At 74.0% G+C, this 13,962-nt stretch carries 18 protein-coding genes; 10 read left to right on the top strand and 8 right to left on the bottom strand.

Features of this window, described 5'->3' with window-relative positions; translation table 11 throughout:
• From ACLQ22_RS20500 to ACLQ22_RS20520, 5 genes are read right to left on the bottom strand one after another with little or no spacing between them, the layout of a single operon-like run.
• Positions 1–1,329, bottom strand: a complete 1,329-nt coding sequence (locus ACLQ22_RS20500; protein ID WP_425693771.1) for an ATP-binding protein — start codon at positions 1,327–1,329, stop codon at positions 1–3.
• 29 nt (positions 1,330–1,358) lie between these two features.
• Complete coding sequence (locus ACLQ22_RS20505) at positions 1,359–2,387, bottom strand: SpoIIE family protein phosphatase (protein WP_425693705.1); 1,029 nt, start codon at positions 2,385–2,387, stop codon at positions 1,359–1,361.
• Positions 2,375–2,794, bottom strand: coding sequence for an ATP-binding protein (locus tag ACLQ22_RS20510; RefSeq protein WP_425693706.1), 420 nt, complete (start codon positions 2,792–2,794; stop codon positions 2,375–2,377). The genes ACLQ22_RS20505 and ACLQ22_RS20510 overlap by 13 nt, the downstream gene beginning before the upstream one ends.
• On the bottom strand, positions 2,791–3,204 hold the full coding sequence (locus ACLQ22_RS20515) for an STAS domain-containing protein (RefSeq protein ID WP_425693707.1): 414 nt from the start codon (positions 3,202–3,204) through the stop codon (positions 2,791–2,793). Before ACLQ22_RS20515 ends, ACLQ22_RS20510 begins: the two co-directional genes overlap by 4 nt.
• Positions 3,204–4,061, bottom strand: coding sequence for an STAS domain-containing protein (locus ACLQ22_RS20520; protein WP_425693708.1), 858 nt, complete (start codon positions 4,059–4,061; stop codon positions 3,204–3,206). Before ACLQ22_RS20520 ends, ACLQ22_RS20515 begins: the two co-directional genes overlap by 1 nt.
• 162 nt (positions 4,062–4,223) lie before the next feature.
• Here ACLQ22_RS20520 and ACLQ22_RS20525 point away from each other — a divergent pair, with 162 nt between their 5' ends.
• Entirely contained in the window at positions 4,224–4,580 is a 357-nt protein-coding gene (locus tag ACLQ22_RS20525; RefSeq protein ID WP_091624489.1) for an STAS domain-containing protein, read from the top strand.
• Positions 4,581–4,590: 10 nt separating this feature from the next.
• On the opposite strand, the gene ACLQ22_RS20530 is transcribed toward ACLQ22_RS20525, so the two are convergent.
• Positions 4,591–5,745: an MFS transporter gene (locus tag ACLQ22_RS20530; protein WP_425693772.1), complete on the bottom strand. Its 1,155-nt coding sequence runs from the start codon at positions 5,743–5,745 to the stop codon at positions 4,591–4,593.
• Positions 5,746–5,954: 209 nt separating this feature from the next.
• Between ACLQ22_RS20530 and ACLQ22_RS20535 the strand changes: the two genes are divergently transcribed.
• The 4 genes from ACLQ22_RS20535 to ACLQ22_RS20550 all read left to right on the top strand — a co-directional run bounded on the left by ACLQ22_RS20535 (position 5,955) and on the right by ACLQ22_RS20550 (position 7,962).
• Entirely contained in the window at positions 5,955–6,638 is a 684-nt protein-coding gene (locus ACLQ22_RS20535; RefSeq protein WP_425693709.1) for a FadR/GntR family transcriptional regulator, read from the top strand.
• 39 nt (positions 6,639–6,677) lie between these two features.
• Positions 6,678–7,151: a large conductance mechanosensitive channel protein MscL gene (gene mscL, locus ACLQ22_RS20540; RefSeq protein ID WP_121397153.1), complete on the top strand. Its 474-nt coding sequence runs from the start codon at positions 6,678–6,680 to the stop codon at positions 7,149–7,151.
• A gap of 82 nt (positions 7,152–7,233) precedes the next feature.
• Positions 7,234–7,482: a hypothetical protein gene (locus tag ACLQ22_RS20545; RefSeq protein ID WP_425693710.1), complete on the top strand. Its 249-nt coding sequence runs from the start codon at positions 7,234–7,236 to the stop codon at positions 7,480–7,482.
• A gap of 105 nt (positions 7,483–7,587) precedes the next feature.
• On the top strand, positions 7,588–7,962 hold the full coding sequence (locus tag ACLQ22_RS20550) for a hypothetical protein (protein WP_425693711.1): 375 nt from the start codon (positions 7,588–7,590) through the stop codon (positions 7,960–7,962).
• Positions 7,963–8,247: 285 nt separating this feature from the next.
• Here ACLQ22_RS20550 and ACLQ22_RS20555 read toward each other — a convergent pair whose 3' ends face one another.
• Positions 8,248–9,540 (bottom strand): benzoate/H(+) symporter BenE family transporter, encoded by a 1,293-nt coding sequence (locus ACLQ22_RS20555; RefSeq protein WP_425693712.1) that lies wholly within the window; start codon positions 9,538–9,540, stop codon positions 8,248–8,250.
• Positions 9,541–9,689: 149 nt separating this feature from the next.
• Here ACLQ22_RS20555 and ACLQ22_RS20560 point away from each other — a divergent pair, with 149 nt between their 5' ends.
• The gene (locus ACLQ22_RS20560; protein WP_425693713.1) at positions 9,690–10,157 is read left to right on the top strand and encodes a helix-turn-helix domain-containing protein; all 468 of its coding nucleotides are present in this window, start codon (positions 9,690–9,692) and stop codon (positions 10,155–10,157) included.
• A 46-nt stretch (positions 10,158–10,203) separates the two neighbouring features.
• Here the strand turns inward: ACLQ22_RS20560 and ACLQ22_RS20565 are convergent, their stop codons facing one another.
• Entirely contained in the window at positions 10,204–11,241 is a 1,038-nt protein-coding gene (locus tag ACLQ22_RS20565) for an AAA family ATPase (RefSeq protein WP_425693714.1), read from the bottom strand.
• Positions 11,242–11,304: 63 nt separating this feature from the next.
• Here ACLQ22_RS20565 and ACLQ22_RS20570 point away from each other — a divergent pair, with 63 nt between their 5' ends.
• The 4 genes from ACLQ22_RS20570 to ACLQ22_RS20585 all read left to right on the top strand — a co-directional run bounded on the left by ACLQ22_RS20570 (position 11,305) and on the right by ACLQ22_RS20585 (position 13,947).
• Entirely contained in the window at positions 11,305–12,024 is a 720-nt protein-coding gene (locus ACLQ22_RS20570) for a PP2C family protein-serine/threonine phosphatase (protein WP_121397158.1), read from the top strand.
• Positions 12,025–12,104: 80 nt separating this feature from the next.
• Positions 12,105–12,443, top strand: coding sequence for a PadR family transcriptional regulator (locus ACLQ22_RS20575; RefSeq protein WP_366641275.1), 339 nt, complete (start codon positions 12,105–12,107; stop codon positions 12,441–12,443).
• Complete coding sequence (locus tag ACLQ22_RS20580) at positions 12,440–13,258, top strand: ATP-binding cassette domain-containing protein (protein WP_425693715.1); 819 nt, start codon at positions 12,440–12,442, stop codon at positions 13,256–13,258. Before ACLQ22_RS20575 ends, ACLQ22_RS20580 begins: the two co-directional genes overlap by 4 nt.
• Positions 13,255–13,947, top strand: a complete 693-nt coding sequence (locus ACLQ22_RS20585) for a hypothetical protein (protein ID WP_425693716.1) — start codon at positions 13,255–13,257, stop codon at positions 13,945–13,947. Before ACLQ22_RS20580 ends, ACLQ22_RS20585 begins: the two co-directional genes overlap by 4 nt.
• The last annotated feature ends 15 nt before the right edge of the window (positions 13,948–13,962 follow it).

Below are 13,962 nucleotides of genomic sequence, written 5' to 3' on the forward strand. Positions count from 1 at the left end.
TCACGCTCCTCCCACGGGCAGGGTGACCGTGAACGTGCTGCCCCGGCCCGGCTCGCTGGACACCATCAGGCTGCCACCGAGCAGGTTCACCAACCGCCGCGCGTACGGCAGGCCGAGGCCCGTGCCGCCGACCCGGGTCGCGCCGGGCACCTGGTAGAACTCCTCGAAGATCCGCTCGTGCAGCTCCGGGGGGATGCCCGCGCCGGTGTCGGAGACGATGAGCGACCAGCGCTCGTCCCGCCGCTCCGCCCGCAGCCGGACCTCCCCGCGCTCGGTGAACTTGAGCCCGTTGTGCAGCAGGTTGCGCAGGACCTGGGCGAGCAGCACCTCGTCCGTACGCAGCGTCGCCGGGACGGGCGGCTCCTCCACCACCAGCTCCACGTCGGGGCGGGTGGCCAGGGCCCGTAGCGTGCCGCGCAACTGGCCGAAGACCGGTCGCAGGTCGACCTCGGCCCAGTCGGGCTCGATCCGGCCCGACTCGGCCTTGGCCAGGTCGAGCAGCTCGTTGACGAGCGTGAGGAGATCACCCGCCGAGGAACGGATCAGCCCGACCTGGCGGGCCTGCTCGGCCGTGAGCGGGTCGGAGGCGGAGTCGCCGAGCAGCCGGCCCAGGCCCATGATCGCGGTGACCGGCGCCCGCAGCTCGTGGCTGACGTTCGCCAGGAAGCGGCTCTTCGACTCGCTGGCCGCGCGCAGCTGGGCGGACTTCTCGTCCAGCTCGGCGTAGAGGGCCACCACGCCGCGGTTGGTCTCCTCCAGCTCCTCGGTGAGCTGGTTGTAGAGCGCCATCACCCCGCGGTTGGTCTCCTCCAGCTCCTCGTTCAGGACGGCCAGCTCGTCGCGCTGGCTGCGTACCTCGTCGAGGGCGGCGATCAGTTGGGCGTTCTGGGCGGTCAGCTCGTCCAGGGCGCTGCCCGGGGCGTTCCGGTCGAGCTCGGAGCGCAGCTCGGCGAGACGCTCGGGGGTCAGCACCTCTGCGGTGACCGGGACACGTCGGGACATCCTCACGACCGTAACCCCCTCCCCGGTCACCACGCCCAACTTGTCCACCAACCGCGCCACCGCGCCGGACTGCGGCTCGTACCGGCCGCCGGGCAGCGGGCGCACCGGGACGAGGTCCACCCGCAGGTGGCGCCTGCCGTCGACGGCGTCATCGACGAGGACGAATGCCACATCCGCCCCGCCGACCGAGTGCAGCAGGTCCCGGGCGACCTCGCTGAGCGCCGTGGCGATGCGTACCTGGTCCTGGTGCTCCAGGCCCACCGCGGCGGCTACCTCACGGCCCCGCTGCCGGACGACGAAGATGTCGTGTTCGACCCGCAGCGCCATCGTCAGCAGTGGCGCCCCGGTGGGTCCGGTCACGACCATGCCCGGACGGCCAGGACGCAGGCGTCGTCGCGGCGCGTGCCGGCGTCACGCAGCACCGTCGCGGCCACCACCAGGGGCGACCGGTCGACGAGACCGGGATAGTCGGCGATCTGCCAGCGGTCGACCACCCCGTCACTGTGCATGACCAGCAGGGCGTCGGCCTCGAAGGGGTAGTCGTACTCCCGGACCGAGGGGCGCTGGTGCCCGGCGATACCGGGCAGCGAGACCAGGCCCCGCCGCTTGCCGTCGGCGCCGATCACGGCGGCGGAGATGTTGCCCAGCCCCGAGTAGCGCAGCACCCCGGCCGACGGGTCCGGCTCGGCCACGGCCAGCGCCGCGCCCCGGGTGTGCGACATCGAGCGGTGCAGGTGCGCGACGACCACCGACGGCGCCCCCACCGGCGCCTTGCGGAACGCGTCGAGCGCGGCGTCGGTGGCGGCGGAGGCGAGCGGCCCGTGTCCCAGGCCGTCGCAGACCAGCACCTGGCGCCGGCCCTCGACGATCCGCCACGCGTACCCGTCGCCGCTGACCGACTCCCCGGCCAGTGGCCGGCTGAGCGCGCCGACCCAGGGCCGCTCGTGCCCGCCGTCGGGCTTCGGCCAGACCTGTACGGCGAGGACCGTGCCGCGCTCCGGCCGGGAGTAGCCGTCGAACCAGCTGGCCTGTCGGACGATCGCGCCGAGGCCGATGCCGAGGGTCCCGACGGTGGAGTGCCCGTCCTGGGAGGAGGCGGTGAGGTCGGCCATCCCCGGCCCGGTGTCGAGGGCGACCAGCTCCACGCCGGCCTCCCCGTCGCGCCGCACCGGCCGCAGCAGCAGGACACCGTCGTCGGCGTGCTTGACCAGGTTGCTGGTCAGCTCGGCGGCGACGATGGCCAGGTCGGCGGTGCGGGCGGCGCCCAGGTCGAGCTGGGCGCCGAGCCGTTCGGCGGCCCGACGCACCGTGCTGGCCGCGCTGCCGTTCTCGACCCGGTACCAGACTCCGCGGTCGGGGACCACGTCGTCGTTCATCGGGACCATTTGGTGATCGTGATCCGGGTTCCCTCACCCGGGGCGGTCTGGATGTCGAACTCGTCGACCAGCCGGCGGGCGCCGCTGAGCCCGAGGCCGAGCCCGCCGCCGGTGGTGTAGCCGTCGGTCAGCGCCAGGTCGAGGTCGGCGATGCCCGGGCCGGAGTCGGCGAAGACGATCCGCACACCCCGTCGCCGGCCGTTGTCCACCGTGGCCACCTCGACCGTGCCGCCGCCGCCGTACACCAGGGTGTTGCGGGCCAGTTCGCTCGCCGCGGTGACGATCTTGGTCTGGTCGACCAGCGAGAGCTTGACCGCCACCGACACCGTACGCACCAACTGCCGGACGCGTACCACGTCCTCGTCGCTGCGGATCGCCTGCGCCTGCGGCTGGCCCAGGTCGACTCCGGCGGTCATGACAACGCCGTCGTCTCGGCGTCCGGTTCGTCGTCGAACGCGATTTCGTGCTCGTCGGCGTGGGCCGCCGCGATCAGCTCCATGCCCCGCTCGACGTTGAGCGCCGTCCGGATGCCGTTGAGCGACAGGCCCAGCTCGACCAGGGTGATGGCGACGGCGGGACGCATCCCGACCACGACCGTCTCCGCGTCGAGCACCTTGGAGATCGACGCGATGGTCGACAGCATCCGCCCGACGAAGGAGTCGACGATGTCCAGGGCGGTGATGTCGATGATCACGCCATGGCAGCCGGTGGCGACGATCCGCTCCGCGAGGTCCTCCTGGAGCTGGACGGCCGTCTGGTCGGACATGTCGACCTGGATGGAGACCAGCAGGATGTCGCCGATCTTGAGGATCGGCACCCGCTCCATCAGGCCTCCCGGCGCTGGCGGCGGCCGGTCTCGACCCCGGTGAGCCGGAGCACGTGCCGCAGCGCGTCGGCGAGGCTGGCCTTGGTGGCGATGTCGCCGAACTCGATGCCCAGGGCCACGATGGTCTGCGCGATCTGAGGCCGGATGCCGGAGATGATGCAGTCGGCGCCCATCAGCCGGGCGGCCACCACAGTCTTGAGGATGTGCTGGGCGACCTGGGTGTCCACCGCCGGCACGCCGGTGATGTCGATGATCGCGTAGGGCGAGCCGGTGTCGACCAGGGTCTGGAGCAGCCGCTCCATCACCACCTGGGCCCGGGCCGAGTCGAGGGTGCCGACCAGCGGCACGGCGACCACGCCCTCCCAGAGCTTCACCACCGGGGTGGACAGCTCCAGCAGCTGCTCCGCCTGGTCGGCGATGAGGCTCTCGCGGGTGCGCACGAAGCTCTCGAAGGTGAACAGGCCCATCTGGTCGATCAGGCCGGAGAAGGCGACGTAGTCGCGGAGCGTGTCGGTGCCGCCCTCGGCCTCCAGCAGCTCCAGCAGCACCTCCTTGAGCGAGAACACGCTGACCGCGGTCTCGGAGGCGGAGAAGCCCTGCCGGGCGCGTCCCCGGGACAGCTCGGAAAGCACGGCGCGCAGCTCGGTGGCCTGCTCGGAGTCGAGGTCGACAGCCCCCTGCTCACTGGCAGTGATCATGCTGGAGTGCAGCTCCTGCATCTGCCGGCGCAGTTCGCCCTGACTGAGTCGCCCGCGCAGTGACCCGGCGGCGATCTCCGTCCAGCGTTGTATGATCCGCTCGGCGTGACCGGTCAGCAGACCGGCCAGCCGGCCGCTTTCCTCGGCGCTCAACGCCATGGTGGACCCCCTTCGACCTCGACGGCGGACTCTATCACCGGAGGTCGGAGCGCTACTTGTCGCAGGGCAAACGAATGAGGACGGCCACCGGATACCGCCTCCCGTTCTGCGTACCACCCCGATCGTGGGATACCGTTTCCCCGATAACAGGAGGTCTGGCGAATGTCCTTGACGGTGCACACGGAACAGCGCGGCGACGTGGTCGTCGTATCGGTCGCGGGCGAGCTGGACATGGCGACCGCACCGCAGCTTCAGGACCAGATCACCGACCTGCTCGACAAGGGCCGCAGCCGGCTCGTCTTCGACCTGGCGAACGTCTCGTTCTGCGACTCCACGGGGCTGTCGGTGTTCGTCCGGGCCAAGAACAGCTGCGACGAGGCCGGCGGCGTGGTGCGACTGGCCGCCCCGCAGCGCGGCGTGCTCCGCATCCTCGAGGTGAGCGGTCTCGTCGAGGTGCTGCACACCTACCCGACGGTCGACCAGGCCGTGGCCGGCGACCCCACGCCGGCCACCTCCTGACGGCCCCTCCTCACGCCTCGTCCTCGATGTGCCGGGGACGGGCGATCACCATGCCCGCGCCGGTCTGCACGGCGAGTGCCGCCAGCAGGAACCCGATCGGGACGGTCCAGCCGCCGGTCGTCCCGTAGAGGATGCCCACCAGCAGCGGCCCCAGCGCGGCGATGAGGTAGCCGACGCTCTGGCTGAAGGCGGAGAGCGCCACCGTTCCCTCGGTGGTCCGCGCGCGCAGCCCGATGGTGGCCAGGATCATCGGGAAGGCGCTCTGCCCGATGGCGAGCAGCACCACCCAGAGCAGCGCACCGTCGTGCGGCGCGACGGCCATCCCGACGTAGGCGAGGGCCATCGCGGCGGAGAGCGTCAGCACCAGCGGGTGCAGGGTGCGCAGCCGCCCGGCCAGGGTCGGCATCAGCAGGGCGATCGGCACGCCCAGCGCCGTCACCCCGGCGAGCAGCAGGCCGGCGTCCTGCGGCCGGTAGCCGGCGTCGCGGAAGAGCTGGGCCAGCCAGCCCATGATCGCGTAGGCGCCCAGCGACTGCGTCCCGAAGTAGACCGCCATCGCCCAGCCGAGCCGCGTCCGCCCGGGCCGGATCCGGCGGGGACGGGGCGCCACCGCCGCCGGGGTCGCCGCCCGTCGGGCCGCGCGCGCCCGCAGCGCCAGCGGCACCCACGGGAGTACGGCCACCAGGGCCAGCCCGGCCCACACGGCGAGCCCGGCCCGCCAGGTGCCGAAGACGTGCGCGACCGGCACCGCCGCCGCGGCGGCCACCGTCGCGCCCACCGTCAACGTCATCGAGTACGCCCCGGTGACCAGCCCGATGCGGTGCGGGAAGTACTGCTTGACCAGCAGCGGGAGCAGGACGTTCGCCACCGCGATCCCGGCCAGCGCGAGGGCGCTGCCGGCGATGAAGACCAGCGCGGAGTCCGTACCGACCCGGACGAGCTGCCCGGCGGCGAGGATCAGCATCGCCACCACCAGCACCCGGGCCGGGGAGTTCTTGCGGACCAGCCGGGGGGTGAGCGACCCGAAGACGGCGAAGGCCACCGCGGGCAGGGTGGTCACGACCCCGGCCAGCGCCCCGGAGAGGGCCAGGCCGCCGCGTACCTCGTCGAGCAGGGCGCCGAGGCTGGTGATCGCGGCCCGCAGGTTGAGCGCCACGAGCAGCATGCCGACGAGCACGAGCAGGCCACCGGCGACCGGACCGGCAGGCGCGGCGGCGCGGGACGACCGGGGGTCGGCACCCGGCGTACCCGGCGAGGCGCCGGCGTCGACGTCGACGTCGACGTCGACGGGTGCGGCCGGGGCGGCGGTGGTTGGCGGGGTCATGCGTCCGAACCTACAATCATGGGATGAATTCCGGGCAGGTGTTGTAACCAGTGCCACCGTCGGTTGATTCCGCCGCCGCACCACCGCGGGGACACCGGGTGCGGCAGACCATCGCCCAGCTCAGGGAGCGGATCCTCGGCGGCGAGTGGCCGGTCGGCGGGCGGATCCCCACCGAGCCGCAGCTCGTCGCGGCGCTCGGCGTGGGCCGCAACACGGTCCGCGAGGCGGTGCGGGCGCTGGTGCACGCCGGGGTGCTGGAGTGCCGGCAGGGCTCCGGGACGTACGTGGTGTCGACCGACGAGCTGGCCCCGGTGGTGGCCCGCCGGCTCACCGCCGACCGGATGGCCGAGGTGGTCGAGGTGCGCCGCGCCTTCGAGGTGGAGGCCGCCCGGCTCGCCGCGCTGCGGCGTACGACCGAGGACCTGGCGGCCCTGGACGGCGCGCTCGCCGCCCGCGAGGCGGCCTGGCGCGGCGGCCGGGTCGACGAGTTCGTGGAGGCCGACGCGGCGCTGCACACCGCCGTGGTCGCGGCGGCGCACAACGGCATGCTCGCCGAGCTGTACGCCTCGGTCGGCACCGCGCTGCGCAGCACGGTCGCCCAGTCGATGGGCGACGCGCTGGAGCCGGAGCGCTACGTCGACCACTCCCGGCTGGTCGAGGCGATCCGGGCCGGCGACCCGGACCGCGCGGCGATCGAGGCCGGCGCTTTTCTGGAGCCCGCGCCCGGGGCATAGGTTGTGCCGGACGGAAGACCGGACACCTCGGGAGTACGGATGCTCAAGGGCTTCAAAGACTTCATCATGCGCGGAAACGTCGTCGACCTGGCGGTCGGTGTCGTCATCGGTGCCGCGTTCACGGGCGTGGTCACCCAGCTCACCAAGTCGTTCCTGGAACCGCTGGTCCGGGTGCTCATCGCGCTGCTCACCGGCAGCAAGAACGGCCTCACGGGGTCCACACCGACGTTCCGCGAGATCCCGTTCGACTGGGTGGCCTTCGTCAACGCGCTGATCACCTTCCTGCTCACCGCGGCGGCGCTCTACTTCCTCGTGGTGTTCCCGATGAACAAGCTGGCCGAGCGGCGCAAGCGGGGCGAGGAGCCGCCGCCGAAGGCGCCGAGCGAGGAGGTCCGGCTGCTCACCGAGATCCGCGACGCCCTGGTCGCCGCCGGCCACACCACCCCCGGACAGCGGCGCGGCGCCCTCGACGAGGTGCTGGGCCGCCGGGAGGAACCGCCCACTCCGCGCTGAACCCGGCGCACGCACATCGGCCCCTGCGGGAATCCCGCAGGGGCCGCACATTTTCGTACGCCTGTTCGATAGAGTCCCCGCCATGGAGCAGCGGAAGCACTGGTGGAACGGGAAATGGGGCCGGCTGGCCCGGCGCGACGTCTTCCTCCGGGTGGACGCCGACCGGTGGCACGTCGAGCAGCGCGCCGGCGGTTCCGAGGGCGTCTCCCGGTTCTACGAGTACGACACCGCCGAGGACGCCGAGGAGACGGTCCGGGCGCTGCTCCAGGGCACCGACACGTGGCGCGAGCTCTCCCCCCGCCCCCCGACCGCCTGGTCCCCGGAGGCGTGATCGGGGCCCGTCGAGATCTTGGACGATTGCCGTTCGGCCCGAGCGACAACTGTCCAAGATCTCGACGATGGTTTAGCCGGAGCGGGGGCCGGGAACCGCCGCAGGATGGAGCAGCAGGGCACCGAGCGACAGGCGACAGTTTCCCGGGTCACCACGGGCATGCGGGTGGTCGACGTCGACGGCACCGAGGTCGGCACCGTCGACCTGGTCCAGCGGGGCGACCCGAACGCGGTGACCGTGCAGGCGCCGACCGCCGACCCGGGCAGCAGCCTGGACGAGCTGATCGAGTCGACGGCCGTCGAGGAGCCGGACGTACCGGCCGACCTGGCGGCCCGGCTGCTGCACAGCGGCTACCTGAAGGTCTCCACCGACCTGGTCCGCACCGGCGCGGTCTACGTGCTCGCCGAGCAGATCGCCGCCGTCACCGACGACCAGGTACGCCTCGACGTCCCGGCCCGCGACCTGCCGCCCGAGGAGTGACCGACGCACCGCCGGGGCGCACCCGCCCGAACGCACCGCCGGGGCGCGCCCGTCCAGCGTGGCACAGCGTCAGCACCGGACACATCCGCCGCACGCTGTCGAGCTGATGTCGTAGACGATTCAACTCCCGCGCTGCCGGCCCGAAGCGGGCTGCCGGACGTCCGGGTGCCGAACGACAGGTTCCGAAACGCCGGATTCCGGTCGCCGAGCCACGTGCCGATCGGCCAGCCAACAGTGGCGGGGCCGTGATGTCGTAAACGACTCAGCTCGACAGCGTGTGGAGGGTCAGGTGCCGCCGGCCCGGCCGCCACTCGGCGACGAGGCGACCGCGACGGAATCCGGTCCTGTCGAAGCCGGCCCGACCGCACCCGGCCCTGCCGGCTCGGGCGCGGGTCCGGATGGCGATTCCGGCGCGGCCGGCCCGCCGGAGCGGTGGCGGAAGAGCAGGAGCATCACCCCGCCCGCGACCAGGCCCCAGAACGCCCCGCCCACGCCGACCAGGGTCACCCCGGAGGCGGTGACCACGAAGGTGACCACTGCGGCCTCCCGGGCCGCCGGCTCCGCCAGCGCCGAGGTGAGCGCGGTGGCCAGCGCGCCGAGCAGCGCCAGCCCGGCGACCGCCTCGATCAGCACCGGCGGGGCGAGCGCGACCAGCGCGGTGGCCGCCCCGGCGCCGAGCCCCAGCAGGGCCAGCCCGAGCCCGGCGGTGACCGAGGCGATCCAGCGACGGTCCGGGTCCGGGTGGGCGTCCGGGCCGGCGGCCAGCGCGGCGGTGATCGCGGCGAGGTTGACCGCGTGCCCGCCGGCGGGCGCGGCGACCACGGTGGTCAGCCCCGTGGCGCGCAGCGCGGCGCCGAAGGGCGGCCGGTAGCCGTAGCCGACCAGCACCGCCATCCCCGGTACGTTTTGCGCGGCCATGGTGACCAGGAAGAGCGGCAACGCGAGGCCGACCATCGCGGAGAGGCTCCAGGCCGGCGCGGTCAGCTCGACAGCGGGCAGCAGGCGCGCGCCGCCGAGCCCGGAGACCGGCGTGGTCAGCGCGATCGCCGCCACCGCGACGACCAGCGCGCCCGGCACCGCCCACCGGCGGGCGAACCGGTGCAGCAGCAGCCAGGCCAGCACCACGGGGACGGCCAGCCGGGGCACCTCGACAAGCGCGCGGACGGGGGCGGTGCAGAGCGGCAGCAGGACGCCCGCGAGCATCGCGCCCGCGACCGGCCGGGGGATCGCCGCGACGGCCCGCCCGAGCGCGGGGAACAGCCCGGCGGCCACGATCAGCGCACCCGAGACGAGGAACGCCCCGACGGCGACGGGCCACCCGCCGGGCGCCGCACCGGTGGCGACGAGCAGCGCCGCGCCCGGGGTGGACCAGGCGATGCTCATCGGGATGCGGTGCCGCAGGCCCAGCCAGACGGCGGAGACACCGGAGGCCACGCACACCGCGAGCAGCCCCGAGGCGGCCTGCGCGTCCGAGGCGCCGACGGCCCGCAGGCCGGCCAGCACCACCGTGAACGAACTGGCGAAGCCGACCAGCGCGGTGACCACGCCCGCCAGCACCGGTTGCGACAGTCCCGCCATCCCGCCTCCCCCGATCGTTCCGTTTACGGAACAAGAACCTGTAGCACCATAGCGGGGTGCCGCAGACGTCACCAGTCCACCGATCGGCCCCCGATCCGGGCGCCGAGGCCGTCGGTCGCCGGATACGCGCCCTGCGCGAGGAGCGGGGGATGTCGCTGTCCACCCTCGCCCGGCTCGCCGGGGTGGGAAAGGCGACCCTCTCCGGCCTGGAGAACGGCACCCGCAACCCGACCCTGGAGACGCTCTACGCGATCACCGCGCAGCTCGGCGTACCGCTGACGGCCGTGCTCTCCGGCCCGGCCGCCGGGCCGACCGTCCGCGGCGCCGCGGTCAGCGCCATCCTGCTGGAGGTCTTCGAGGACACCGACGCCACCTACGAGCTGTACCGGATGCTGGTCGCGCCCGGTCCGGAGCAGCTCTCCCCCGCGCACCAACAGGGGGTCACCGAGCACGTCACCGTCTTCTCGGGCGTGCTGCGCGCCGGCCCGGTCAACGCGCCGCTGACCGCCGCCGCCGGCGGGCACCTGCGCTGGACGTCGGACGTGCCGCACGTGTACGCCGCCGTCGGCGACGAGGAGGTCGCCGCCAGCCTCCTGCTCCGCTACCCCCGCCGCTGAGCACCCGCCGGCGACGCGGACCCCGCCGGCCCGGTCAGGCGTCGGCTCAGCCGTCCACCGGTGTCGGCACCGGCAGCCGCCGCTGCACCGCCCAGATCGCCGCCTCGGTACGCGACGCCGACCCGGTCTTGCGCAGCAGGTTGGACACGTGCACGGTGACCGTCCGCACCGAGATGCCGAGGGCCCGCGCCGCCTGCTTGTTGGACATCCCGGCGACCAGGCAGCCCAGCACCTCGATCTCCCGCCCGGTCAGCTCGGCGTCCACCGGATCCGCCGGCCGCCGCGGCGCCACCCTCGGCGGGCGCGGGGCGGGCGGCGGCCGGAGCAGCGCCTCGGGCCCTCGGCCGGCGTGGGCGGCGAGCAGCTCGGTCAGCGCGTACGGGTTGCCGCCGGTGCGCTGCCAGACGGCGCGCACCAGCCGACCGGACGGGCGCGGGTCCGCGTACACCTGGGTCAGCACCTCGGCGACCTCGGCCGGGAGCAACGGTCCGAGGTGTTGGCGGACGGCGCCCCGGACGCCGCAGAGCCGGGCCAGGGCGCGGACCGCGAGGTCCGGCGCGACGGCGTCCTCGGCGGGCCGGCTCGCCACCACCAGCAGCGCCGGCAGGTCGGCGGCGGTCGCCAGCTCGCCCACCAGGTTCAGGCTGGCCGGGTCGAGGGCGTGCAGGTCCTCCACCACCAGCACGGCCGGGCCGGCGCCGACCAGCAGCCGGACGACCCGCACCGCGAGCCGGAGCAGGGTGCCCGGCGCGTAGCGCTCGCGCGGCGCGGTCGGCTGCTGGGCGAGCCAGGCCAGCGCGTCCGGCGGCAGGTCGAGCCGGCTCGTGTCCCGGCCCGTGAGAACGGCGGCCAACCAGTCGTACGGGGCGGGGCTGTGCACGCGGGCGGCGCCGGAGAGCACCACCGCCGGCCGGGGGGCGAACGCGTCCAGGGCGGCCGCGACCAGCAGGGACTTGCCCACCCCGGCGGCACCGGTGATCACCGCGACGGCCGGCGCGGACCGCCGGGAGGTGACCACGGTGGACCACGCGCGGTCGAGCTCGGCCAGCTCACCGGCGCGTCCGACCATGGACACCGGCATCATTCCCCAACCCTACGCAGTAGTGCGTAGAGACGGCGGCAGGGTGTTCTTGGCAAGCTTGACCCCATGACGCTGATCCTCCGCTCGGCCATCCTCAACGACATCGGCCTGGTCCGCACCAACAACGAGGACTCCGCCCTTGCCGGTGACCGCCTCGTCGCGGTCGCGGACGGCATGGGTGGCCTGCCCGCGGGCGAGGTGGCGAGCGAGATCGTCATCCGCATCCTGGACGAGCTGAGCCCGCCGACCACCCCCGACGAGGCGGCCGGAGCGCTGCGCGCCGTGGTGAGCACCGCGAACCGCCGCATCCACGCCGCGATCACCGTCGACCCGGCGCGCGACGGCATGGGTACGACGCTGACCGCCGCCCTGCTCGCCGGGGACGCGCTGGTGCTGGCCCAGGTGGGCGACTCCCGCTGCTACCTGCTGCGCGACGGGGAGCTGACCCAGCTCACCCGCGACGACACCTTCGTCCAGGCGCTGGTGGACCAGGGGGCGCTCTCGCCCGAGCAGGCGCGGCACCACCCGCAGCGGTCCCTGGTGACCCGGGCGGTGCAGGGCTCGGACACTCCCCCGGCGATCGGGGTGCTCACGGTGGTGGCCGGCGACCGGCTGCTGCTGTGCAGCGACGGGCTCTCCGACTACGTCGAGGACGGCACGATCGCCGCCGCGCTGCACACGTACGGCGACCGCCACCAGTGCGGCGAGCAGCTCGTCAAGCTCGCCCACCAGGCCGGCGCGCCGGACAACGTGACCGTCGTGGTCTCGGACGTCGTCGCCGTCTGAGCTGGTCCCGGCTCCTGTCGCGGCCAGCCGCGGTCGTCTAGGTAGTTGTGCCACCTAGGTAGTGCCGCTATGTTCGTCGGGTGGATTCCGACCGGCGCGGTCAGTGGCTGCGCGGGGTGCTCGACCTCTGCGTCCTGGCCCTGCTGCGCGAGGGCGAGTCCTACGGCTACCAGCTCGCCCAGGCGCTGGAGGCCGCCGGCATCGGGCCGATCCAGGGCGGCACGCTCTACCCGGTGCTGCTGCGCCTGCAACGCACCGGCCTGGTCACCGCCGAGTGGCGGGAGGGCGCGTCCGGGCCCGCCCGCAAGTACTACCGGCTCACCGACAGCGGGCGGGCGACCCTGCACGAGGGCGGCAGCGCCTGGCTCGCGTTCGTCGCCCCGGTGACCGGCCTCGTCACGAAGGAGGTCGACGGATGAACGCCGACGAGTGGCTGCGGGCGTTCGCGGCCGAGTTGGACCGGCGCCGGGTCCGGGCGGACGCCGCCCGGCACGTGGTCGCCGAGGCCGCCACGCACCTGCGGGACAGCGGGGGCGACCCGTGGGTCGTCTTCGGCCGGCCGCACGACTACGCCGCCGCGATCGTCGAGACCATCGGCACCTCGCCCGGTCCGCGTCCCGGACCGGTCCGGCTGCACGCCCGGGGCATCACCAAGCGGTACGGGCGACGCACCGTCCTGCGCGACGCGTCGCTGACCGTCCGGGCCGGGCAGATCGCCGCCGTGATCGGGGCGAACGGCAGCGGCAAGAGCACCTTCCTGCGCGTCTGCGCCGGGCTGGTCTCCCCCGACGCCGGGGAGGTGACCGTCTCCGGCCGGGTCGGCTACTGCCCCCAGCAGGGCGGCACCGCCGACTTCCTGCTGCCCGACGAGCACTTCGTGCTGATCGGCGCCGGCCGGGGCGTGTCCCGGGGGCCGGCCCGCCGCGCCGGCCGGGCGGCGGCCCGCCACCTCGGCTGGGAGACCGAGGGCGACGTCCTCGCCCGCGACCTCTCCGGCGGCACCCGGCAGAAGCTGAACCTGACGATGTCCACCCTCAGCGAGCCGGACGTGCTGCTGCTCGACGAGCCCTACCAGGGCTTCGACCGGGGCACGTACGTCAACTTCTGGGACCAGCTCGCCCGGCTACGCGACGAGGGACGGGCGATCGTCGTGGTGACCCACCTGCTCAACCAGCTCGACCGGGTCGACCTGGTGCTCGACCTGACCCCGGCCACCCAGGGAGGGCGTGCGTGAACCGCCTCATCACCGTCGCCGAGATGACCCTGCGGGAGCTGCTGCGCCGGCGGGGCGTGCTCCTGCTGCTGCTGTTGATGCCGCTGGCGTTCTGGCTGCTCCGGCGGGACTCCCACGTCGGGCAGTCGGTGCGTTCGCTGCTGCTCGGCATCAGCTGGGCCGTCAGCACCGCCGCCCTCTTCGCCACCGGCGCGGCCCGCGAGCTGGAGCCCCGGCTGCGGCTGGCCGGCTACCGCCCGCACGATCTCTACCTCGGCCGGATGCTCGGCCTGTGGGCGGCCGGGCTCATCCTGTCCGTGCCGTTCTTCGTGCTCACCGTCGTCGACGCGCCCGAGCTGCGGCACGGCGGGGTGGCGGTGGCGATGCTCTGCTGCGTGGGGGTGGCCGCGCCGTTCGGGATGCTGATCGGCGCGCTACTCCCCCGCGAGCTGGAGGGGACGCTGCTGCTGCTCACCGTGGTGGCGGTGCAGATGCTGATCGACCCGGCCGGCACCGGCGCCAAACTGACCCCGTTCTGGTCCAGCCGGGAGATCGCCACCTGGGCGGTGGACCACACCGACTCCGGCTACCTGACGCGGGGGTCGCTGCACGGGCTGGCCGTCACCGCGCTGCTGATCGCCACCGTGGCGGCCGTGTTCAGCGTCCGGCTGCGCCGCCGCCGGCACCTGCGACACCTGCCGATCGGCTGACCGCCCGCCGGTCGG

Origin of the sequence: Micromonospora sp. DT178, from assembly GCF_049841695.1 — a bacterium.
Taxonomy (GTDB): Bacteria; Actinomycetota; Actinomycetes; order Mycobacteriales; family Micromonosporaceae; genus Micromonospora.

What these genes read in the sequence shown, in the direction of transcription:
- ACLQ22_RS20500 (WP_425693771.1), bottom strand. Translation starts at nt 1,329, where the DNA reads ATGGCGCTGCGGGTCGAACACGACATCTTCGTCGTCCGGCAGCGGGGC.
- ACLQ22_RS20505 (WP_425693705.1), bottom strand. Translation starts at nt 2,387, where the DNA reads ATGGTCCCGATGAACGACGACGTGGTCCCCGACCGCGGAGTCTGGTAC.
- ACLQ22_RS20510 (WP_425693706.1), bottom strand. Translation starts at nt 2,794, where the DNA reads ATGACCGCCGGAGTCGACCTGGGCCAGCCGCAGGCGCAGGCGATCCGC.
- ACLQ22_RS20515 (WP_425693707.1), bottom strand. Translation starts at nt 3,204, where the DNA reads ATGGAGCGGGTGCCGATCCTCAAGATCGGCGACATCCTGCTGGTCTCC.
- ACLQ22_RS20520 (WP_425693708.1), bottom strand. Translation starts at nt 4,061, where the DNA reads ATGGCGTTGAGCGCCGAGGAAAGCGGCCGGCTGGCCGGTCTGCTGACC.
- ACLQ22_RS20525 (WP_091624489.1), top strand. Translation starts at nt 4,224, where the DNA reads ATGTCCTTGACGGTGCACACGGAACAGCGCGGCGACGTGGTCGTCGTA.
- ACLQ22_RS20530 (WP_425693772.1), bottom strand. Translation starts at nt 5,745, where the DNA reads ATGCTGCTCGTGGCGCTCAACCTGCGGGCCGCGATCACCAGCCTCGGC.
- mscL (WP_121397153.1), top strand. Translation starts at nt 6,678, where the DNA reads ATGCTCAAGGGCTTCAAAGACTTCATCATGCGCGGAAACGTCGTCGAC.
- ACLQ22_RS20545 (WP_425693710.1), top strand. Translation starts at nt 7,234, where the DNA reads ATGGAGCAGCGGAAGCACTGGTGGAACGGGAAATGGGGCCGGCTGGCC.
- ACLQ22_RS20550 (WP_425693711.1), top strand. Translation starts at nt 7,588, where the DNA reads ATGGAGCAGCAGGGCACCGAGCGACAGGCGACAGTTTCCCGGGTCACC.
- ACLQ22_RS20555 (WP_425693712.1), bottom strand. Translation starts at nt 9,540, where the DNA reads ATGGCGGGACTGTCGCAACCGGTGCTGGCGGGCGTGGTCACCGCGCTG.
- ACLQ22_RS20560 (WP_425693713.1), top strand. Translation starts at nt 9,690, where the DNA reads ATGTCGCTGTCCACCCTCGCCCGGCTCGCCGGGGTGGGAAAGGCGACC.
- ACLQ22_RS20565 (WP_425693714.1), bottom strand. Translation starts at nt 11,241, where the DNA reads ATGATGCCGGTGTCCATGGTCGGACGCGCCGGTGAGCTGGCCGAGCTC.
- ACLQ22_RS20570 (WP_121397158.1), top strand. Translation starts at nt 11,305, where the DNA reads ATGACGCTGATCCTCCGCTCGGCCATCCTCAACGACATCGGCCTGGTC.
- ACLQ22_RS20580 (WP_425693715.1), top strand. Translation starts at nt 12,440, where the DNA reads ATGAACGCCGACGAGTGGCTGCGGGCGTTCGCGGCCGAGTTGGACCGG.